At 36.0% G+C, this 20,780-nt stretch carries 18 protein-coding genes; 4 read left to right on the plus strand and 14 right to left on the minus strand.

Annotation, left to right across the window (positions count from 1 at the left end; genetic code table 11):
- Nucleotides 1–3 precede the first annotated feature (3 nt).
- Entirely contained in the window at nucleotides 4–870 is an 867-nt protein-coding gene (locus HM983_RS09700; RefSeq protein WP_179345210.1) for a BKACE family enzyme, read from the minus strand.
- A 245-nt stretch (nucleotides 871–1,115) separates the two neighbouring features.
- A complete protein-coding gene (gene dnaK / locus HM983_RS09705) occupies nucleotides 1,116–3,035 on the minus strand; it encodes a molecular chaperone DnaK (RefSeq protein WP_179345211.1) in 1,920 nt (639 codons plus the stop codon).
- Between the two features lie 236 nt (nucleotides 3,036–3,271).
- Here dnaK and HM983_RS09710 point away from each other — a divergent pair, with 236 nt between their 5' ends.
- Together HM983_RS09710 and HM983_RS09715 are read left to right on the plus strand one after the other, a co-directional pair.
- Entirely contained in the window at nucleotides 3,272–3,778 is a 507-nt protein-coding gene (locus HM983_RS09710; protein WP_179345212.1) for a hypothetical protein, read from the plus strand.
- A 128-nt stretch (nucleotides 3,779–3,906) separates the two neighbouring features.
- The gene (locus tag HM983_RS09715; protein ID WP_179345213.1) at nucleotides 3,907–5,331 is read left to right on the plus strand and encodes an L-serine ammonia-lyase; all 1,425 of its coding nucleotides are present in this window, start codon (nucleotides 3,907–3,909) and stop codon (nucleotides 5,329–5,331) included.
- Between the two features lie 64 nt (nucleotides 5,332–5,395).
- Here HM983_RS09715 and HM983_RS09720 read toward each other — a convergent pair whose 3' ends face one another.
- Nucleotides 5,396–5,854 carry a nuclear transport factor 2 family protein gene (locus tag HM983_RS09720; protein WP_179345214.1) on the minus strand — a complete coding sequence of 153 codons (459 nt, stop codon included), beginning with the start codon at nucleotides 5,852–5,854 and terminating at the stop codon, nucleotides 5,396–5,398.
- 105 nt (nucleotides 5,855–5,959) lie between these two features.
- Here HM983_RS09720 and panB point away from each other — a divergent pair, with 105 nt between their 5' ends.
- Both panB and HM983_RS09730 read left to right on the plus strand, forming a co-directional pair.
- Nucleotides 5,960–6,778, plus strand: a complete 819-nt coding sequence (gene panB, locus HM983_RS09725; protein ID WP_179345215.1) for a 3-methyl-2-oxobutanoate hydroxymethyltransferase — start codon at nucleotides 5,960–5,962, stop codon at nucleotides 6,776–6,778.
- 79 nt (nucleotides 6,779–6,857) lie between these two features.
- The gene (locus tag HM983_RS09730; RefSeq protein WP_179345216.1) at nucleotides 6,858–7,559 is read left to right on the plus strand and encodes an RluA family pseudouridine synthase; all 702 of its coding nucleotides are present in this window, start codon (nucleotides 6,858–6,860) and stop codon (nucleotides 7,557–7,559) included.
- Here HM983_RS09730 and HM983_RS09735 read toward each other — a convergent pair.
- From HM983_RS09735 to ade, 11 genes are all read right to left on the minus strand, one after another.
- Nucleotides 7,556–8,221, minus strand: coding sequence for a sensor histidine kinase (locus HM983_RS09735; protein ID WP_246277497.1), 666 nt, complete (start codon nucleotides 8,219–8,221; stop codon nucleotides 7,556–7,558). The two genes, HM983_RS09730 and HM983_RS09735, sit on opposite strands and share 4 nt — an antisense overlap.
- Nucleotides 8,222–9,051: 830 nt before the next feature.
- Nucleotides 9,052–9,567 carry a hypothetical protein gene (locus HM983_RS09740; protein WP_179345218.1) on the minus strand — a complete coding sequence of 172 codons (516 nt, stop codon included), beginning with the start codon at nucleotides 9,565–9,567 and terminating at the stop codon, nucleotides 9,052–9,054.
- A gap of 84 nt (nucleotides 9,568–9,651) precedes the next feature.
- A complete protein-coding gene (locus HM983_RS09745) occupies nucleotides 9,652–10,503 on the minus strand; it encodes a 5-oxoprolinase subunit C family protein (protein WP_179345219.1) in 852 nt (283 codons plus the stop codon).
- Nucleotide 10,504: 1 nt separating this feature from the next.
- Nucleotides 10,505–11,224 (minus strand): 5-oxoprolinase subunit PxpB, encoded by a 720-nt coding sequence (gene pxpB, locus HM983_RS09750; RefSeq protein WP_179345220.1) that lies wholly within the window; start codon nucleotides 11,222–11,224, stop codon nucleotides 10,505–10,507.
- Between the two features lie 7 nt (nucleotides 11,225–11,231).
- A complete protein-coding gene (gene pxpA, locus HM983_RS09755) occupies nucleotides 11,232–11,969 on the minus strand; it encodes a 5-oxoprolinase subunit PxpA (protein WP_179345221.1) in 738 nt (245 codons plus the stop codon).
- Nucleotides 11,970–13,193 (minus strand): Nramp family divalent metal transporter, encoded by a 1,224-nt coding sequence (locus HM983_RS09760; RefSeq protein WP_179345222.1) that lies wholly within the window; start codon nucleotides 13,191–13,193, stop codon nucleotides 11,970–11,972.
- Nucleotides 13,190–14,305: a DUF2891 domain-containing protein gene (locus tag HM983_RS09765; protein WP_179345223.1), complete on the minus strand. Its 1,116-nt coding sequence runs from the start codon at nucleotides 14,303–14,305 to the stop codon at nucleotides 13,190–13,192. Before HM983_RS09765 ends, HM983_RS09760 begins: the two co-directional genes overlap by 4 nt.
- A gap of 64 nt (nucleotides 14,306–14,369) precedes the next feature.
- Nucleotides 14,370–15,908 carry a YifB family Mg chelatase-like AAA ATPase gene (locus tag HM983_RS09770; protein ID WP_179345224.1) on the minus strand — a complete coding sequence of 513 codons (1,539 nt, stop codon included), beginning with the start codon at nucleotides 15,906–15,908 and terminating at the stop codon, nucleotides 14,370–14,372.
- A 27-nt stretch (nucleotides 15,909–15,935) separates the two neighbouring features.
- Nucleotides 15,936–16,895 (minus strand): YheT family hydrolase, encoded by a 960-nt coding sequence (locus HM983_RS09775; protein WP_179345225.1) that lies wholly within the window; start codon nucleotides 16,893–16,895, stop codon nucleotides 15,936–15,938.
- 201 nt (nucleotides 16,896–17,096) lie between these two features.
- Nucleotides 17,097–18,983, minus strand: coding sequence for a CocE/NonD family hydrolase (locus tag HM983_RS09780; protein ID WP_179345226.1), 1,887 nt, complete (start codon nucleotides 18,981–18,983; stop codon nucleotides 17,097–17,099).
- Between the two features lie 109 nt (nucleotides 18,984–19,092).
- On the minus strand, nucleotides 19,093–20,715 hold the full coding sequence (ade, locus tag HM983_RS09785) for an adenine deaminase (protein WP_179345227.1): 1,623 nt from the start codon (nucleotides 20,713–20,715) through the stop codon (nucleotides 19,093–19,095).
- Nucleotides 20,716–20,780: the final 65 nt, after the last annotated feature.

The raw sequence follows: 20,780 nt of genomic DNA on the forward strand, positions 1-20,780 counted from the left end.
ATCTTATTTGTAGATTCTACCGTAGCGTCCGTGACCAGGTTCCATATCCATTTGTTTGCGAAACTCTGTCGGAGTCATAACGGCTCTACCGTTGGCTTCTGCGATAATGTGAATTCTTTCTACAAGCTCTGTATTAGTTGCTTTTTTAGTACGTTTAGAATCAAACCAAATGTTATCTTCTAGTCCTACTCGAACTCCACCTCCAATAGCAATGGAAAGTGAATTCATCATCAATTGATTATCACCAATACCTGCAATACTATACAAGGTGTTTTCTGGCAAATCATTTAACATTACTCCGGAATGTAACATATTGGTCTGCGCACATGCAATATTTCCAAAAAGTAAATTATAATATAGTGGTGGTCTTATGATGTCTTTCTTAACTAAATATTTACCGAAGTTTATCATACCCACATCAAAGACTTCCAATTCTGGCACAATACCTCTGGATTTCATGGTATTTGCCAAATCCTCAATCATGCTTGGAGCATTCATGCTTGCTACTTTATTAAAGTTCAAAGAACTTAGAGTCAAGCTTCCCATATCGGGTTTAAGATCTCCTTCTAATGACAATACATCTGCTCTTTTGTCTAGTGTGTTGAAATTACGACCGCTTAAAGAAGTACAAATAACTAGGTCTGGTGCATATTTGCGTATGCCAGAGATCATACCTGCATAGACTTCTTTTTTATAGGTAGGCACACCTGTTTTTTCATCTCTTGCATGAATGTGCGCCATTGTTATGCCCAATTCATAGGCACGATGCACATCTTCTACAATTTCATTGACGGTTACAGGTACATGAGGAGTCATGTCCTTAGTTGGAATCATTCCTGTAGGTGTGAAGTTGATAATCAGTTTCTCCATGAAAAATTCGGGTTTTAATTGTTTGAAAGCTAAATTAAAAATTTCATACTTAATGATATGCTCGATTAAATGATATATTGCTCTATAAGAGGTACGAAAACAAAAAACGCAATCAACTTAATGATTGCGTTTTTATGAAAAATATTATTAAGCTTAAGTTTTTGTATCTAACGATAATTTGACTTAGCTTAGAATATCTGTTTCAATCGAGTTTCATTTTTTTTTTACAAAACTCGATTCTATGTTTACTTTACTTCTTCAAAATCTACATCTTCAACATCACTACCGTCACCAGCAGCTTGTCCTTTTGCTCCTGCCCCTGCATCTGTTGGACCACCTTCTGGTGCTCCGCCTCCTGCTTCGGCTTGGGCTTTGTACATTTCTTCACTAGCTGTTTTCCAAGCTTCGTTTATTTTCTCTAAAGCTGGGTCAATGACCGCTATATCTTTAGTCTCATAAGCTTTTTTCAACTCTTCAAGTGCTTCTTCAATTGGCTTTTTCTTATCATCGGATAATTTATCACCAAATTCTTTTAGCTGACTTTCAGTTTGGAAAATCATAGCATCAGCTGCATTCAACTTATCAGCTGTTTCTTTAGCTTTTGCATCTGCTTCTGCATTTGCTTCAGCCTCTTGCTTCATCTTTTGGATTTCCTCTTCTGTCAACCCAGATGATGCCTCAATTCTGATATCCTGAGATTTGCCAGTAGCTTTATCTGTTGCAGATACTTTAATAATACCGTTTGCATCAATATCAAAAGTTACTTCAATCTGAGGTGTTCCTCTTTTGGCTGGTGGAATACCATCTAAATGGAAACGACCGATCGTTTTGTTATCTGCCGCCATTGGACGCTCACCTTGTAATACGTGAATTTCCACTGATGGCTGATTATCTGCCGCTGTTGAGAACACCTGTGATTTCTTCGTCGGAATCGTAGTGTTGGCCTCAATTAGCTTAGTCATTACATTACCCATGGTTTCAATACCTAGAGACAATGGTGTAACATCCAATAAAAGCACATCTTTTACATCACCTGTAAGTACACCACCCTGTATCGCAGCTCCTAAAGCAACAACTTCATCAGGGTTTACACCTTTACTTGGTGCTTTCCCAAAGAACTTTTCTACAGCTGTTTGTACTGCTGGAATTCTTGTAGAACCACCAACTAAGATAATCTCATCAATATCTGACTTTGACAATCCCGCTGCTTTTAAAGCTGTTTCACAAGGCTCAATAGTACGTCTTACTAAATCGTCAATTAACTGTTCAAATTTAGAACGTGTTAATGTACGCACCAAGTGCTTTGGTCCACTTGCCGTAGCCGTTACATAAGGTAAGTTGATTTCAGTTTGAGCTGAAGATGATAATTCAATCTTCGCTTTTTCGGCAGCCTCCTTCAATCTTTGTAAAGCCATTGGGTCTTTACGCAAATCAATATCTTCATCTTTTTTAAACTCATCTGCCAACCAATCGATGATTCTCTCATCGATATCGTCACCACCTAAGTGTGTATCACCATCTGTTGATAATACTTCAAATACTCCATCACCTAATTCAAGAATAGAGACATCATGTGTACCACCACCAAAATCAAATACTACGATTTTCTGGTCTGTACCTTTTTTGTCCATACCATAAGCCAATGCCGCTGCGGTAGGCTCATTAATAATTCGCTCTACTTTTAATCCTGCAATTTCACCAGCTTCTTTTGTGGCTTGACGTTGCGAATCATTGAAATAAGCAGGTACTGTAATTACAGCTCTGTTTACATCTGTACCCAAATAATCTTCGGCAGTCTTCTTCATTTTTTGAAGAATCATTGCAGAAAGTTCCTGTGGTGTGTATAAACGACCATCTACATCCACACGTGGAGTATCATTGTCACCTTTTACCACTTTATATGGCACACGTTCTGCTTCTTTTTTAGATTCAGAATATTTGTTACCCATAAAACGTTTAATAGAATAAACTGTTTTTGTTGGGTTGGTTACCGCCTGCCTTTTTGCGGGATCACCAACTTTAATTTCACCACCTTCTACAAAGGCAATGACAGAAGGAGTCGTTCGCTTACCTTCTGCGTTTGGGATTACAACTGGCTCATTACCTTCCATTACAGAAACGCAAGAGTTGGTTGTACCTAAATCAATTCCAATAATCTTACTCATAATTATATTGTGTTATTAGTTTCCGCTGTTGCGGAAATATCGTGTTATAAATTGTTTTAATTTTCGATTAGAATGAGTCAATGATTATGCCATGACAAAAAATATGACATCATGTCAGAAATTTATTTTAAACAAAATATAATGCACCCGAAGGTTTGGTATGGCGTTTGCTACTAAAAACACTAATGATCATATGGATGCACCATTTGAAATAATAAACCATTAAATATTTATCCATGAAACGTATATTATCTTTTATTACCGTATTTACTTTGTTACTAACTGCCTGTGAAGGACCTCAAGGCCCTCCTGGTTTTGACGGTTTTGATGGTGAAGATGGCGGTATTTTAGTATCAAATGCTTTTGAAATTGAATTAGATTTTAATGAGAGTAATGATTATTCTTTTACTGAACCATACGGTTTTGAGGTATTCCCTACCGATGTTACCTTAGTATATATTCTTTGGGAAACTTTAGACGATGGTACTCAAATATGGCGCCCTCTTCCACAATTTGTTCAGTTTAATGATGGAAACCTTATCTACAATTACGACTTTACACAAACTGATGTTCGATTTTTTCTTGAAGGAACAACCAACTTTGCTACATTAGATTCAAGTTTTACAGACGCTCAGACTTTTAGAGTTGTTGTGGTGCCTGCTGATAATGTTGGCAGATTAGACTTGTCTGACCTTAATGCTGTAATGCAAGCCTACAATATTACAGAATTCCAGAAACGTTAGACATAAAGGGAAATTTATAAATTTTACAATTCAGTTTTGGATTCTTTTTTCAATAGAATCCAAAACTGTTTTTTTATAACTTCATTCCAAACATAATGTATATTTGTATGTACTAAAAATGCCTTAATATGGAATGTATTTCTGTCTTCGATATGCTTAAAATAGGTGTAGGTCCTTCTAGTTCACATACACTTGGACCATGGCGTGCGGCGGAACGTTGGATAAAAGAGTTAAAATCCCAGAATCGTTTTGAAAAAGTAGAACATATTACTGTAGATTTATTTGGGTCGCTCTCGTTAACAGGAAAAGGGCATGCTACGGATTATGCAGTAATGCTAGGGTTAAGCGGTGCGGATCCTGAGCGAATTCCTGTGGAAGATATCGATGGAATTATCTCTAATATCAAAAATACAGAGGAACTCAGTTTCAATAATGAACTTACACTAAATTTCAATCCGAAAACAGATATTATTTTCAACAGAAAATTTTTACCGTTCCATTCTAACGGCATGACTTTTACCGCCTTAATCAAAGGCAGAATATATAAATCTACCTACTACTCTATTGGTGGTGGTTTTGTAGTGCAAGAAGAGCGAAAAAATTCTAAAGCCAATAAGCTCATTTTTTATTGCACTTTTCCTTATCCAATTGAAAACGGTGCAGAATTATTAAAAGTCTGTAACCAGCTTCAACTTCCAATTTCTGGAGTTGTTTTGGAAAATGAAAAGTCAATCAGATCAAATGAAACAATTGATTTTGAACTTAATCGAATTTGGGAAACCATGCTAGAATGCATGTATGTTGGTTGCCATACCGAAGGTAATCTGCCTGGTGGATTAAATGTGAGACGTCGTGCTTTTGATATGCATCAAAAACTAATAGGCGATACTACTTATAATAATCCTGTAGAATGGCTAGATACGATCAGGAACACTGAAGTAAAGTTCAGGCAAATTCTTAAATGGGTGAGCTGTTTTGCACTAGCTGTAAACGAAGTTAACGCATCCTTAGGTCGCGTTGTCACGGCTCCGACAAATGGCAGTGCAGGTGTAATTCCTGCAGTATTAATGTATTATTTAGTAATTGAGAACCATGATGCCAATTTTGATGATATCAAAAAATTCTTGCTAGTCGCTGGTGAAATTGGCAGTATCTTTAAAAAAGGAGCTACCATAAGTGCCGCGATGGGAGGATGCCAGGCAGAAATTGGTGTGTCTTCTGCAATGGCAGCAGCAGCATTATGTGAGGTAATGGGTGGCACTCCAGAACAATCTGTTGTAGCTGCGGAAATCGCAATGGAACATCATTTGGGCCTCACCTGTGACCCAATTGGCGGGTTGGTGCAAATTCCATGCATAGAGCGCAACGCGATGGGTGCAATTAAAGCAATTAATGCTGCCGAACTTGCTCTAGATACGGACCCTAACAACGTTAAAGTGCCTTTGGATAAAGTAGTTGCCACCATGTGGGAAACCGCAAAGGATATGAATACAAAGTATAAAGAAACATCAGAAGGCGGTTTGGCTGTTGGTGTTAATATGTCAGATTGTTAAACTTTTAGAAAATGACTAACGCAATCTCATTTAAGAATTCTTACTGGTCTAAAAATTTAATACTCTAACCTTTACATCCTTCTCTCCTTCTCGTATCTACCAAATAAATAATCTTCCATTCTTCATTTTCTTTTACTAATTGAAAAGAATTGACTCCACAATGACTAAAGTTACCATTAAACCAAAACTCATAAGGTGTCCAGGCATTGGCCATATTACCATCTATTTTTATATTGAAGTCCAATAGTTTCTCTTCAAAAGTGTTCTCTTTTGGAATACTCGAAATACTATTCACAAATTGATCATAGGTGCTTTCACTTAAAACAGTTTCACCTTGTTGATTTATTGAAACGGATTGCATATTAATATTTCCTTTCGCAAAAGTTCTTAACGCTACAGAATCTTGCCTGTGGAAAGCCTCAAAAAACTCAATTATGGTGGTTTTTACTTTGTCAGTTTCAGAGTTTTGAGCATTTAAACCAAAACTTAAAATCAGAGCTACGGCGATAAATGTATTTTTCATTTATTAATTTTTAATGGAAATAGCTTTCATTTCCTTATTTATAGAAGGTATTATTTAATAATATAACAAATCTCGCTATTTTTACAGCACACTAATTTAATCAATATGTCAGTAGCAAAGAAAGAATATAAAAGAATTACAGTAAAAACTTTGGTGGATATGAAATCCAAGGGAGAAAAGATATCCATGCTTACTGCCTATGATTACACTATGGCAAAAATTGTTGACGGTGCTGGTATAGATGTTATACTTGTTGGCGATTCTGCCAGTAATGTCATGGCAGGCCATGAGACTACCTTGCCTATTACACTCGATCATATGATATACCACGCCTCTGCCGTGGTAAGAGCAATTGATCGCTCATTAGTTGTTGTAGATTTACCGTTTGGAAGCTATCAAAGTGATCCAAAGGAAGCACTGCGTTCTGCTATAAGAATAATGAAGGAGTCTGGTGGACATGCCGTTAAAATGGAAGGAGGAAAAGAAGTAAAAGACTCGATAAAACGAATATTAAATGCTGGAATTCCAGTAATGGGACATTTAGGTTTAACACCGCAATCGATTTATAAATTTGGAACTTATACTGTGAGAGCAAAAGAAGAGCAAGAAGCACTCCAACTGAAAGAAGATGCTATAATGCTTGAAAAAATGGGTTGCTTCGGTATTGTACTCGAAAAAATTCCTGCAGCTTTGGCAAAACAAGTTGCAGAGAGTGTTTCTATTCCTGTAATTGGCATTGGAGCTGGAGATGGTGTGGACGGTCAGGTTCTAGTGTTACATGATATGTTAGGGATGACACATGAATTTAATCCAAGATTTCTAAGACGGTATATGAATCTTTACGAAGACATGACCAAAGCCATTTCGAAATATGTCGAGGATGTGAAGTCTGAAGATTTTCCTAATGAAGAGGAGCAGTATTAGGTTTCAGTATTCAGTCGCAGTATTCAGTCACAGTATGTAGAAGTCTCTTCGGAAAAATTCGTGAAAATTAGTATAATTCGTGTCAAATAAAATCCTTTCAAATAAAAACAATCTTCAAGTTATTTACGAGGACAATCACATCATCGTAGTTAACAAAAGAGCTGGTGATATAGTACAAGGTGACAAAACGGGTGATAAACCATTGAGTGAGGTTGTAAAAAGCTATTTGGCAGTAAAATACAACAAACCTGGCAATGTCTATTTGGGAGTGGTTCACCGATTGGATAGACCAACTACAGGTATCGTTTTATTCTCCAAAACCAGTAAGGCCCTTCCACGACTGAATAAACTTTTTGCGGAAAAAAAAGCAAAAAAAACCTATTGGGCATTAGTTAAGAATGCACCTCCAAAATCGGAAGACCAATTAGTTCATTATCTAAAAAAGAACCCGAAAAACAACAAATCTACCGCATTCGTAAAAGAAGTAGATGGTAGCAAAAAAGCAATTCTCCATTATAAGATCATCAAAGAACTCGATAATTTTTTTCTGCTTGAGGTGAATTTAGAAACCGGAAGACATCATCAAATCAGGGTGCAACTTTCAACAATTGGCTGTCCAATAAAAGGGGATTTAAAATATAGTTTTGACAGAAGTAACAGAGATGCCAGCATCAGTTTACATGCACGCACGCTAAGTTTTATTCATCCTGTAAAAAAAGAAAAAATGCAGTTTACAGCACCGTTGCCCAATGAGAGTTTGTGGCAGGCATGTGAAGACTAAACAACTTTGTAAGGATACACCAAAGTTAAGACTGTGCCTTTTTCTGGCTGAGATTCTAAATTAAATGTCGCATTCACCAATTCTGCACGTTTCTTCATATTTATTAAGCCTGAACCGTGATTTGCCCGAGCTACTTCAAACCCGTTACCGTCATCCTTAACCTGAATAATCAACGATGATTCGTTATAATTAAGAACTACACTTAAATGTTCTGCTTCGGCATATTTTAAGGTATTTGAAAAGAATTCCTGTAAAATTCTGAATAAAATGGTTTCGTCTTTTTTGTTTTCAAAAACCACTTTATCTCCTTCAGAAAACAACTCCGCTATTACCAAACCTGATTTGTTGAGGCGCTTTACTTCATTTTCAACTGTAACTTCAAATCCTTGGTTAAAAATCACATCACTATTTAAGGATTTGGATAATGCCCTTACTTCGGTCAAGGAGTCATTTAAAGCTTGTGAAGCACTATCTACTTTAGGTTTTGCGCTTTCCCCAACAATTTTATTTACAGCCTTCATTTGCATAGAAGCCACAGCCAATAACTGGCCCACATTGTCGTGCAGTTCCCTACCCACGTGTTTTAAGGTTTCCTCTTGAATTTCTTGTTGAGTTTTTACTAGCTCTTCATCAAATTGTTGTTGTTGTTTTATTTTGTCCAATAACAATTGGTTTTTTCGTTTTTGAAACATAACAAAAAATAATACAAAAACTATTGTTACTGTTAAAACAAAAAATATAACATAAGAGATTAGAGCAATCTCTTCATTGCTTATTGTTTTTTGAATTGCAGCGTGTAAAGAAAGCCAAATGTATAGCATGAGTATAAAAGTATATTAGCGATTAGAAGATACAAACTTCTAAACTCAACAAAATTCTGATTAACTTCATAAAAATAACCATCAAAAATAAACAATGGAGCTACTCCCAGATACCATAACAAAAGCCCTGAGCTTATATAAAATATAGGTGATTTATAAAAAAGCATAATTCTGTCACTATTTAAAACCTGTCTGTAATAAAGCATGACAAAAAGAAACACAATAATTGTAGCTAACAAAAAATTATAAGGTATGGATTTAATAAAAAAATCATCGGAAAATATAAAATACAATATCGAAAATATAACATAAGCTGTTGAAGAAAATCTGACAACCTTCTTAGATAAGTTATCGTCAATTACGCGCCAATAAAAAATACCAAACAATACAATTGAAGCTAACTCATACAAGTTATACAACCACCTATTATAACAGAATACGCTATTTTTGATCCATATAAAAATTTCATTGTCATAGTTATATTGTAAGAGGAACCCATACATCCCTAAAGTTTCTACACACACAACAACCCACAGATACCAAACAAAAGGTCTTATTTTCTCACTTTTGGTCTTCAAGTAATAATAGGAGCCTGCTAAAGCCGCTATTAACTCTAATATATGAAAGGCAAATTCCTTTAAACCCATTTCTACTTTTCGCCAGCAGCTAAATTACTGCGGATAATTAGCACTAGGCGGAACTCCGCTCCCTCCATGATTTAACCCAGTTCCACCAGGTATATCTTTACCATCTCCCTGAGGAAAATAGAGCATGTTTCCTTCTGAAGTATTCTCATAACCTGTAGGGATAAAAAACATAGTGGTCAAACCTGTTTCTGTATTCGTATTAGGATAAGAACCTAAATAAAGCCGTAAACCGTCAAGCATATACCCATTTTCTTTGGCCTGATTTTTGGCATAGGCAATATAATTTTCAATATTTTTAATTGCCCACCAAGACGAACGGTTATCACCACCATCAGTAGAGTTTTTAAAAAGTGAATCGTTGATAATATTATGCTTCATATTATAAGCTCGATCCAAAACCTTCGCTTCTTTAGGTGAAATTAAACCTTTTGGTGTTGCTTCTGGCCCTTCCGCACCCATATCTGTAGATGTACAACAAAAGAAATACATTGCCAACGCACCCAGAATAACACCCAGAACGAGTAATCCTAAATTTTTCATGTTAGTTAATTTTGATTAGTTAGATTGGTCTAAAGTATTGAATTTATTGTAGATATAAAACATTGAACTAAAGTTTTTCCTACGTCACCAACCGTTTCGTCTAAATTTTATGTGGTTTCCCGTTGTTTTTTGACTTATAATATTCATGGCTTTCTCAGTTAACTGCAATACACGAGGATAACCACCAGTCGTTTGGCAATCTCGCATTAATATAATTAATCCGCCAGAAGGTGTTAACTGAACCGTACCCGGTAATACAGGCGATGTAAGTATAGGCTTCAAGTTGTTTTGAAATAGTTCCTCTAATTGATAAGCCATACGGCTGTTGTTCTTTGATACGGTTAATTCTGAATTGAAAAGCTGTTTCTGTAATTTTTTGGACAAATGCTGAAATTCAGGCCCCTCAGTGACCTCCAATTCCGTTGAATTTAAAATTGAAGTATCATACTTCACGTTTGCTTTAGTATCGTTAAATTCCGATTGAACTGAGCGGAACATAAGACTATCGTTTTTCTGAAGCTTAAACGATTTGGTGATAGCTTGATACATACTCTGACTTCCAAGTACAACATCAGATTTAAAGCCTCCCTCAATAGCCAAATAAGTTCTAAATCCATTCTGCATCTTTCCAAAACTTAACACCTCGTCTTTTTTCAATGAAATAATTTTTCGAGAGTCCACTGAAATGCCGTTAACCGATGGCTGTAAATCCGCTCCAGCAATGGCAACATGTGCTGGTTGCTTAAATTTTAACTTTACACCTGTCATTGTCATTTCTAATACAGCCGCACTAGAGTTGTTTCCCAAAAGCATATTGGCCAATTTGCCAGAATACCGATCCATAACACCAGAAACAGGAACTCCATATTGCCTAAATCCGTCTCTGCCCATATCTTGGATAGTAGTATAAAAACCAGGATCTAAAACCGTAATCATACTATAACGTTTTTAATTGGTAACTAGAGTTCTCTACCATATTTAAAATTTCATTATGTTCTTTATTATCTATTGCAGAGAATTTAATACAGTCTCCAGATTTAATTTGGCATGGAGGATTTAAATTCACATCAAATATGGAAATAGGAGAATTACCTATTACATGCCAACCTCCAGGACTGTTTTGCGGATAGATTCCTGTTTGTTCACCTCCTATGGCAACAGAACCTTTTTTTATGTTAAGATCGGGTGATATTTTTCGATCCAAATGTAGTTGGGAATTGAGTCCACCCAAGTATAAAAATCCAGGTAAAAACCCGATGAAGTAAACAGTGTAAATTGGTTGAGAATGCAGATGAATTATTTGAGATTTTGAAAGCTTTTTGATTTTGGAAAAATCATCCAAATCCTGAGCAAATTCATCATGATAACATACAGGAATTTCCCAAGTGTTGAATTTTAACTTCTTTTGATTATTTTGGGCTTTATACAGTGATTTAAGTATGAATATTTCATCATTGATGTTGTCAATAGTTAAACTATAAATAACTAATAATGAATTATATGCATTAACTACTTCAATTTTTTGTTTAAGAAAATGTTTTTCGATATCAAATTTGAAGTTTAAGATATTTTCAAGTATAATATCATCAATAATTGCTGGCCATTCTATTAGAATAGAATGAGAATTATATTGCGAATATCTAAGCTCAAATACCATAAAAATTCTATCGAATTACTATTTGATGTTCGGGTAATTTTTGATAAAGATATTTTAGAATTTCACATGCATTTTTGGTGTCTCCATGGACGCAAAAAGTTGATGCTTTTATCTCTACTTCCACTTCAGAAATTGTTTTTACTTTCTGTGTTTTTATCATCCGTATAATATGATCTAAAACCTCCGTTTTATTTTTAATAATTGCATCACTCTGTTTTCTTGAAACCAACGATAAATCTTCATTATAATTTCTATCGGCAAACGCTTCGAACATGATTTCGATTTTATCTTTTTTGGCTAAATCTGCGATTATGGATTTTGGTGGTGCATATAATTTTATCGGTAAGGAAATTCCTTTAATCACCTCTATGATCACTTTTGCTGTTTTTTTATCTTTAGCAGCCAGATTATACAATGCTCCGTGAGGTTTTATATGATGCAGCTGAACATTTTCAGTATAAAGAACATGCTGCAAATCCCTAATTTGGTGTTTTAAACTTGAAAACAAATCGGCTGCAGTCATCGATATAGTTTCGCGACCAAAACTCTTCTTATCAGGAAATGAAGGATGTGCACCTACTTTAACCTTATGTGTTTTTGCAAGTTGCACTACAGTTGTCATAGTTTCTAAATCACCAGCATGTCCACCACAAGCAATATTGCATGAAGATAAATAAGGCATAAGCTCAGCTTCATTGCCCAAACCCTCGCCTACGTCTGCGTTAATGTCTATGATATACTCCATTTAAATGACTTTAAATACACTCAAGATACCTTTAACACCTAAAAAGATAGTAATTAAAAGAATAACCATACCCATCACATTTTGAACTTTTGAGTTGCGATAATCTCCCAATATGGATGATTTGTTTACAATCCACAACAAAAATCCTGCAATGATAGGCAATAGCAGTCCATTGGCAACCTGTGCAAATTGAATAATTTCAATAGATTTAAATCCAATAGACGAGAACAAAACTCCCAAGCCCAAGATTACCATCCACACCGCTCTGAATCTTTTTGACTTTAAATTTGATTTCCAACCTAAACAGCCTGCTGCCACATAAGCTGCTGCTAAAGGTGCCGTAATTGCACTTGTGATTCCGGCAGCACATAAACCTATAGCCAAAAAGTACTTAGCGTAACTTCCAAATAAAGGCTCCAGGCCCTTTGCCAGATCGGAAGCGTTGGCTATTCCTTCTAAATCAATAGCAGCTGCTGAAATTATAATACACATGGATACGATACCACCCAAAACTATAGCAATAACAGTGTCATTTTTAGCAAATCTTAAATCGGATTTATCTTTCCATTTGGTCTGCGCCAAAGAGGCGTGCAAAAACAAATTATATGGCACTACAGTTGTTCCTACTAAACCAATAATCATTAAGATGCTTTGGTCTGGGAATTTAGGAATCACCATACCTTTAACGATAGCAACAACATCTGGTTTTGTAATAATCGCCGTAGTTAAAAAGGCCAAACTCATAATTATAACGAGTGACACGAGTACTTTTTCTAAAATTTTATAATTACCTATATACAATAATATAAAGGCAAGCAAACCCAGAAATGACGGTAATAATTTAATGGAGTGTCCAAATATTGTCGCATTTTCAACTTGAAAAAGTGTTTCTAAGCCCAAAACTCCTCCGCTAATATTGCCTGCTTCATAGGCTGCATTGCCAACAACTATGGCACTCAGAATCAAAAATATGGCAAAGCCTTTTGCAATTGGATATTTGATTTCTTCACGTATAATTTCAGACAGACCCTTTTGCGAAATAATACCCAATCGCGCTGCCATTTCCTGAAGCACAATTGAAGCAACAATAGACAATACCATGGCCCACAAGAGTGCGTAACCAAAATTGACACCAGCAATAGTACAAACTGTTACGGTTCCAGGGCCTATAAATGCTGCTGCAACTAATGGACCTGGCCCAATATTTTTTAGCCAGTTTTTCATTTATTTTCTGTGGAATTGAGAGCGTAAATTGCAAAGCTACCCAACCAATGTCCACCTTCGTAACTATCGCCTACAATACTTGGTAGAGAATAGTTAATATGTTGATTCGCAATGTTTTTAAGATGCTCAAATTCGGGAATGTCTTTAGCAATATAATTTAAACTCCAAGCTCTTGAAAAATTAACGCCGTCTAAATGCACTAATTTTCCATCCGTTCTGTCAGACACTTCACCAACCGATAGGTCAAAAGATTCGTTCTTTAATTCTGGTAAAAAATCATTTATCCAAGTTTTAAAATCTTCAATCGGTAAAACACGCTTCATTAAAGCTGCCTCCTCAAGACAAGGTGACAAAAAGTCAAATCCGCTAGGCTCCCATTCCACTGGACAATCTTGGTCATTTGTATAAAATTCCTTTGCTCGTTTTTCAATCAAATTTTTTAATTCTGAATGATTGACATCAACTGCATAATCATAAGCAAAACTCAATCCAAATGCCGTATTTGGATGTTCGCCTACTCTGATTGGATAATTTAATTTTGGTAGAAATTCGATATATTTATTGATGATTAAATCCGTTAATGGCTGAAGATTCTCTTCAAGATTTTTAGCAACAGGACTATCCCATGTATGTAATTCCTCTGCCAGTTTTAGTAACCAAGCCCAGCCATAGGTTCTTTCAAAGGAATTGTTGTGTTCTCCTTCAAAATATTGAATTTCGGTTAGAATATTTTCTTTGGATATATTTTGAAGTAATTGTTGTTCTATGTTATCTCTATTTTCCAAATCGGGAAACTGCTTTAAAAGCGACACCAAACTCCAATGTCCATGAACGGCAGAATGCCAATCGAAACAACCATAAAACGCTGGATGCAGTTCGCTTGGTTGTTTTAAGTCTTCTGTACTACCAATTGTTTGATTTAATTTGTTTGGATATTCTGTGTTGATACAGTTGAGCGGCAGTTGGACCAATCGATTGGCTTGAGTTAAGTTTAGCGTTGGTGTTTCTGCCCTTTCTACCTTGGTTGAATTATCTAATTTTGGTTCGTCATTTTCTGTATCCTTACAACAGAACACTGTGAGAGCTAAAATAAGTATGTATATTTTCTTCATTAATGAACAATTTTAATTCTAACTTTTTTACCTATATCAGATTGATAGGTCGGTTGACCGGCATTTATCCCAACCAGCCCTCACGATCCAAACTACGATACTGTATTGCCTCACTGATATGAGCTCCAGAAACATTATCGGCTCCTTCTAAATCTGCAATTGTTCGTGATACCTTCAAAATTCTGTCATAAGCTCGTGCCGAGAGATTCAAGCGCTCCATAGCTGATTTGAGCAATTCTAAAGACGATGATTCCAGCTTACAATATTTTCTTATTTGTTTGGTATTCATTTGTGCGTTATAATGCACGTTATCCAAATCGTCAAATCGTTTCGTTTGTGATTCTCTTGCTTTGGTAACGCGTTTTCTAATATCTACAGAGGATTCCCCTTTTCTGTCGTCTGATAGTTTTTCAAACGGTACTGGTGTCACTTCAATATGAATATCGATACGGTCCAAAAGTGGCCCTGAAACTTTACTGAGATAACGTTGCATTTCTGCAGGACTCGACGTGACTGGTGCATTGGGATCGTTAAAATATCCGCCTGGACTTGGATTCATGCTCGCCACCAACATAAATGAGGACGGATAGGTTACTGTAAATTTTGCTCTGGAGATTGTTACTTCTCTGTCCTCTAATGGTTGGCGCATCACTTCCAAAACTTCTCGTTTAAATTCTGGTAACTCGTCCAAAAACAAAACGCCATTATGGGATAATGAAATTTCACCTGGCTGCGGATAGCTTCCGCCACCAACCAAGGCGACGTTACTAATAGTGTGATGTGGACTTCTGAACGGTCGCTGTGCCATCAATCCTGCATGTTCTTTTACCCGACCTACTACCGAATGGATTTTTGTTGTTTCAAGAGCCTCATGTAAGGTCATTGGTGGCAAAATGCTAGGCAAGCGTTTTGCTAACATAGTTTTTCCGGAACCTGGTGGACCAATAAGAATAATATTGTGTCCGCCTGCTGCAGCAATTTCCATACAGCGTTTTATACTTTCTTGCCCTTTAACATCGGCAAAATCAAATTCAGGAAAATCGAGGTTTTTATAAAACTCTTCTCGAGTATTTATAATCGTTTGCTCTAAGGTTTCGCCTTTGTCGAAATGATTGATAACTTGTTTAATGTTTTCAACTCCGTAAACTTTTAAATCACTTACTATCGCAGCTTCTTTTGCATTCTGTATGGGCAGAATAAAACCCTTAAAACCCTCTTCCCGCGCTTTTACAGCTATAGGCAATGCACCTTTAATGGGCTGTAAACTTCCATCTAACGAAAGTTCTCCCATGATGAGATAATCTTCTAAATTTTCAGCTTTAATTTGATTGGATGCCGTGAGTATACCAACAGCTAAAGTCAAGTCGTATGCCGAGCCTTCTTTGCGTAAGTCGGCTGGCGCCATGTTTATGGTTATTTTTTTACCTGGAATTCGAAATCCGTTATTTTGAAGTGCAGCGGCAATACGGTAATTACTTTCTTTAATGGCATTATCCGGTAATCCTACCAAATGATAACCAACACCTTTATCTACGTTGACCTCAACCGTAATAGTTGAAGCTTCCACACCAAAAACGGCACTGGCAAAAACTTTTTTGAGCATGTAATTTCGTTTGTTTAAAACTACGAATTATAATTCATTTACAAATTCTAAAGCTCGCTTCTCATTGTAATAGATATTACGCTTATCAATAAATCCAACATGCCCACCATATTTTGGCATTTCTAAGAAAAGATTATTGTTGTTTTTGGCTTCTCTTACTGGATAACATCCCGAAGAAATAAATGAATCATTAAGCGCATTAATTATTAAACTCGGCACTTTAATATTTGGCAAAAACTGCAGGCAACTCGCTTTTTCATAATAATCTAAAGCATTCTCAAAACCATGAGCTTTTGCGGTATACACATCATCAAAATCTTTTAAAGTTTTAATTGCGTTAAAATGTGTAAGTGTAATATTTTTAGGGAATTGAATCAGTTTTGGTTTCAACTTATTTTTTAAATGACCCAAAAATCGAATCGCATAATGTCTGTTTTTAATACTCAACAGTTCGTCACAAGAACCTTTTAGATCGCATGGTGAAGAAATGGCAATTACTGCTTTAATTTCTTTTGGAACATTGTCGCGTTCGCCAACATATTTCAATGCAAGATTACCACCCAAGCTAATACCCTTAATATAAATTTCAGCATATTGATTTTTAGATAGAATATGTTGCACTACAGCATCCAGATCTTCTGTAGCACCAGAATGGTAACTGCGATATAACAAATTAGGTTCACCACTGCATCCTCTAAAATTAACAGCACAGGCATCAATACCATTTTCGTTGAAGAGTTTTGCTGTTCCTGTGATATAAGGTCGCTGTGCATGCCCTTCTAATCCGTGAAGCAAAATTATGACTTTATTGGACTTTTCTTCAGCATAACTCCAGTCCAAATCTAAAAAATCACCGTCGATTAAAGTGATCCGCTCTCTAGTTTGCTCTACTCCATTTACCTTTCTGGCTAAGCCAGAAAACACAGTGGACACAAAGCTTTTCTTTGCCCAAAATGGTGGTTTGTAAGTGGATTGGATTATTGGCATTTTTTATAGAACTATAACTGATTTGTCATTTCGACAGAACGAGGAACGAGATGTGCTGAGCTTGTCGAAGTAAGTGACGAGAAATCTCTAATTAGAAAAATCTTATAGGGATGAGATTCCTCTTCGTACCTCATTCGGAATGAAAAAGCCCTTGATACAATTTTTTTCATTCCTGAAAATCAATCGAAGTGACGTCAGGCATTATTTTAAAACCGTAAATTCGATTGAAGAATCGTTATAAACCTTGTGGGTTTGTGCTTTAAAATCCGATTCTTTTGCTTCAAATATATTATCCACATAGGTCTGTGGATTCGCATCTATATACGGGAAAAAAGTACTCTGAACCTGCACTTGGATTTTATGACCTTTTTTGAAGGTATGAAATACATCTTGCAACTTAAGATTCACTCCTGTTTTTTGGTTGGGAACAAATGGTTCTGGCTTTTCCATGCTATTTCTAAAACGACCTCGCATCACTTCGCTACGTACCATCATGTGGTAATTGCTTAACTTTAAATGATCCTGAACATCCTCTGTGTTTTCGGTGTCTGCAGGAAAAACATCAATAACCTTTACAATCCAATCGGCCGCTGTACCTGTAGTAGAGACATTTAGTTTTGCTAAAATATCTCCAGCCAATGTGATATCGTTTTCCAAAACTTCAGTTTCAAAAGTCAGTACATCGGGACGTCTTGATGCAAAACGCTGGTCGTCCGTCATAAATTTTCTTGGTGTAAATACCACTTTAATATCTTCGGTATACGGTACAGGTTTTCTTGGATCACTTACAAAATCCGAAGTTGCCATCATACGATTAGGTCGTTTAGTTAAACGCTCATACGGTTGCATATAATAACTTTCGGCTGTTGTGTTTTGAGGTGGCCAAGTGTCAAATGATTGCCATTTTTTAGTACCTGTATTGAACATTCTAGCTTCTGCCAAACCGGTCTCGCCGTTTCCTTCACCCTTTAGAAAATGATTAAAGAACTTGGTTTCAACATTTTTTTGAAAATCGTCTGAAATGCTATCTCCAAAATGAACATTTCCTATTACCTGCCTATCACTCGCCCTTGCCCAATCACCATGGCTCCAAGGACCAAATACGATGGTATTATAGTTTTCACTATTATTTTCAATGCTTTTATAGGTATTAAAAGGGCCGTATAAATCTTCGGCATCAAAGAACCCACCAACTACCATAGTTGCTGGTTTTATGTTTTTAAGATGCTGAATAATGCCTCTGCTTTTCCAAAATTCATCATAAGTTACATGGGTTTTCAGCTGCTCCATAAAAACATTTTCTTCGCTGTAAAAACTATCGAGTTTACGTAATGGCATATTATCGACAAAGAACTGATATTGATCTTCCGTACCAATGTCCGGAAACTCATACCAAGCTTCTTTTGTTGGCTCATCCTTCATATAACCAAAAACAGATGTTGCTCTCCAATAGCTCAATAAATATGCTCCATTGTGAATAAAATCATCAAAGAAGAAATCTCCTATACAGGCTTGTGGCGAAACCGCTTTTAGAGCAGGATGCGAATCCAATAAGGAATATGTCGCATAAAATCCTGGATATGAAATTCCGTAGGTGCCAACGTTACCATTATTATGATTAACATTGTTCACCAACCACTCGATGGTGTCATAAGTATCACTTGCCTCATCGGTTTGGGTATCCGTTTTATTTGGAATGTAAGCACGCATATTGTCGTATACACCTTCGCTGTTCCAGCGCCCACGCACATCTTGATAGACCATGATGTTTCCTTCCTCCATTAAATATTTGTTAGGCCCCAATTTTGATTTGAATTCTCCTTCGCCATATGGCTTACAACTGTAAGGCGTTCGCATCATTAATATTGGATAAGTTTTGGTCGTATCCTTTGGAGTGTAAATAGTCGTGTGCAAGTTTATACCATCACGCATGGCAATCATCACTTCTTCTTTGGTATAATTATCTTTGGCATACGTATTATCCTCTTCAGTTTTTTCTGGTGTTTGAAGGGCTTGATGTTCTTCTTCTTTGCAATTTGAAAAACAAACAAGTACGAAAAATAATAGGAAAATCTTTTTGGAAATCATTGTTGGTTGAATTTTGTATGGTTTAAAGATAATCAGAAAAGTTAGACTCTTATATTTTTGAATTAATTTGATCATAAAATAATTGACATAAAGTTTGAAATAGAAAAGATCAACCTATTTCCAAATTTAAAAATTGAAATGAATCTCCATCAAACAAACCTTTATCGCTTAATTTTAAAGATGGAATTACCAATAGTGCCATAAAAGATAAACTCATATATGGTGCCGTGAGTTGGCTACCTAATTGTTTTGCCATTTTATCTAATTCAGCATATTGCTTACCAATGGTTTCTGCGTTTTGATCACTCATGATACCTGCAATTGGAAGTGGTACTATTTTTTCCTCTTTATTAGAAATAGCACAAATGCCACCTTTATTTTCTATAATTAGATTTACAGCCTTACATATGGCTTCGTCTGAAACTCCAACGGCTATAATATTATGGGAATCATGACCAACTGAACTTGCAATGGCACCTTCTTTCAATCCGAAATTTTTTATAAATGCTATTGCTGGTTTATCGTTCTGGTAGCGATTGACAACAGTCATTTTCAGGACATCATTATCGATATTTGAAACGAGATTGCCGTCTTCAATTATAGAATCTTCGATAATTTCATTGGTAACCAATTCACCATCTGAACATTCTATAACTCGAATTTGTTTCGCATTGGATTCAAACCTAAAATCTGAAACCACTTTTTTATCTGTGTTGAAATTGTTTAAGTTTTCAAATTCAACATCCTTTATTTTTGAAGTGCCTTTATCGTAAACCAATTCGCCATTTATATAGGTTTGAAGGGTTTTGAAATCTTTTAAATCTTCAACAATAATCATATCTGCATCATCACCAACCTTTACTAATCCAACATCGAGTTTATAATGTTTTACAGGATTGACACAAGCAGCTTGAAGCACTTTATAAACATCGATGCCTTTTTCTACGGCTCTTGCGCAAAGTTGATTAATATGTCCTAACAACAAATCATCAGGATGTTTGTCGTCACTACAGAACATCATATTTTTATAATGCTCGTCTAAAAGGTCAATTAAAGCTTCGAAATTTTTAGCAGCACTTCCCTCTCTTATAATGACCTTCATACCTTTTTGAAGTTTTTCCAATCCTTCTTCATAAGTAAAGCATTCGTGGTCGGTTGAAATTCCTTCAGAAATGTATTTAGTTAAGTCATCACCTCGTAGTCCTGGAGCGTGGCCGTCAATGGGCTTGTTATAATGTTTTGCCCATTCCAGTTTTTTAAGTACTTCGGCATCATCATAAATGACTCCTGGATAGTTCATCATTTCGGCTAAATACTTAATATCTGGGTTTGCCATCAAGGTTTTAATAGCACTTGAATCAATTACAGCACCAGCTGATTCAAAACTTGTAACTGGTACGCAACTTGGTGCTCCAAAATTAAATTTAAATGGTGTTTGTTTGCCGTTCTCAATCATAAACTCCACACCTTTTACTCCAAGTACGTTGGCGATTTCGTGTGGATCGGAAACTGTGCTCACTGTACCGTGTTTTACTGCTATTTTGGCAAATTCGCTAGGCACTAGCATTGAACTTTCTATATGGATGTGAGCATCTACAAAACCTGGCAGGATGTAATGGCTCTCTTTGCAGTCTTTTTTTTCTATGGATTTAATCTTACCGTTTTCAATAGTGATTTCTCCTTTAAAGATTTCACGGTTTGGGATATCTATGATGTTTCCTTTTAGTTTCATATGTTATGATGAGATTTCTCGACTACGCTCGAAATAACAGTTATTTTAATTTGACATGAAATTCA

This window comes from Winogradskyella ursingii (assembly GCF_013403975.1).
In the GTDB taxonomy this organism is placed as follows: Bacteria; Bacteroidota; Bacteroidia; order Flavobacteriales; family Flavobacteriaceae; genus Winogradskyella; species Winogradskyella ursingii.

Excerpts from the sequence above, each read along its gene's own strand:
- HM983_RS09780 (WP_179345226.1), bottom strand. The coding sequence starts at position 18,983 with ATGATTTCCAAAAAGATTTTCCTATTATTTTTCGTACTTGTTTGTTTT.
- HM983_RS09740 (WP_179345218.1), bottom strand. The coding sequence starts at position 9,567 with ATGAAAAATTTAGGATTACTCGTTCTGGGTGTTATTCTGGGTGCGTTG.
- HM983_RS09710 (WP_179345212.1), top strand. The coding sequence starts at position 3,272 with ATGAAACGTATATTATCTTTTATTACCGTATTTACTTTGTTACTAACT.
- HM983_RS09720 (WP_179345214.1), bottom strand. The coding sequence starts at position 5,854 with ATGAAAAATACATTTATCGCCGTAGCTCTGATTTTAAGTTTTGGTTTA.
- HM983_RS09765 (WP_179345223.1), bottom strand. The coding sequence starts at position 14,305 with ATGAAGAAAATATACATACTTATTTTAGCTCTCACAGTGTTCTGTTGT.
- ade (WP_179345227.1), bottom strand. The coding sequence starts at position 20,715 with ATGAAACTAAAAGGAAACATCATAGATATCCCAAACCGTGAAATCTTT.
- panB (WP_179345215.1), top strand. The coding sequence starts at position 5,960 with ATGTCAGTAGCAAAGAAAGAATATAAAAGAATTACAGTAAAAACTTTG.
- HM983_RS09715 (WP_179345213.1), top strand. The coding sequence starts at position 3,907 with ATGGAATGTATTTCTGTCTTCGATATGCTTAAAATAGGTGTAGGTCCT.
- HM983_RS09760 (WP_179345222.1), bottom strand. The coding sequence starts at position 13,193 with ATGAAAAACTGGCTAAAAAATATTGGGCCAGGTCCATTAGTTGCAGCA.
- HM983_RS09770 (WP_179345224.1), bottom strand. The coding sequence starts at position 15,908 with ATGCTCAAAAAAGTTTTTGCCAGTGCCGTTTTTGGTGTGGAAGCTTCA.
- HM983_RS09775 (WP_179345225.1), bottom strand. The coding sequence starts at position 16,895 with ATGCCAATAATCCAATCCACTTACAAACCACCATTTTGGGCAAAGAAA.
- HM983_RS09745 (WP_179345219.1), bottom strand. The coding sequence starts at position 10,503 with ATGATTACGGTTTTAGATCCTGGTTTTTATACTACTATCCAAGATATG.
- HM983_RS09700 (WP_179345210.1), bottom strand. The coding sequence starts at position 870 with ATGGAGAAACTGATTATCAACTTCACACCTACAGGAATGATTCCAACT.
- dnaK (WP_179345211.1), bottom strand. The coding sequence starts at position 3,035 with ATGAGTAAGATTATTGGAATTGATTTAGGTACAACCAACTCTTGCGTT.
- pxpB (WP_179345220.1), bottom strand. The coding sequence starts at position 11,224 with ATGGTATTTGAGCTTAGATATTCGCAATATAATTCTCATTCTATTCTA.
- pxpA (WP_179345221.1), bottom strand. The coding sequence starts at position 11,969 with ATGGAGTATATCATAGACATTAACGCAGACGTAGGCGAGGGTTTGGGC.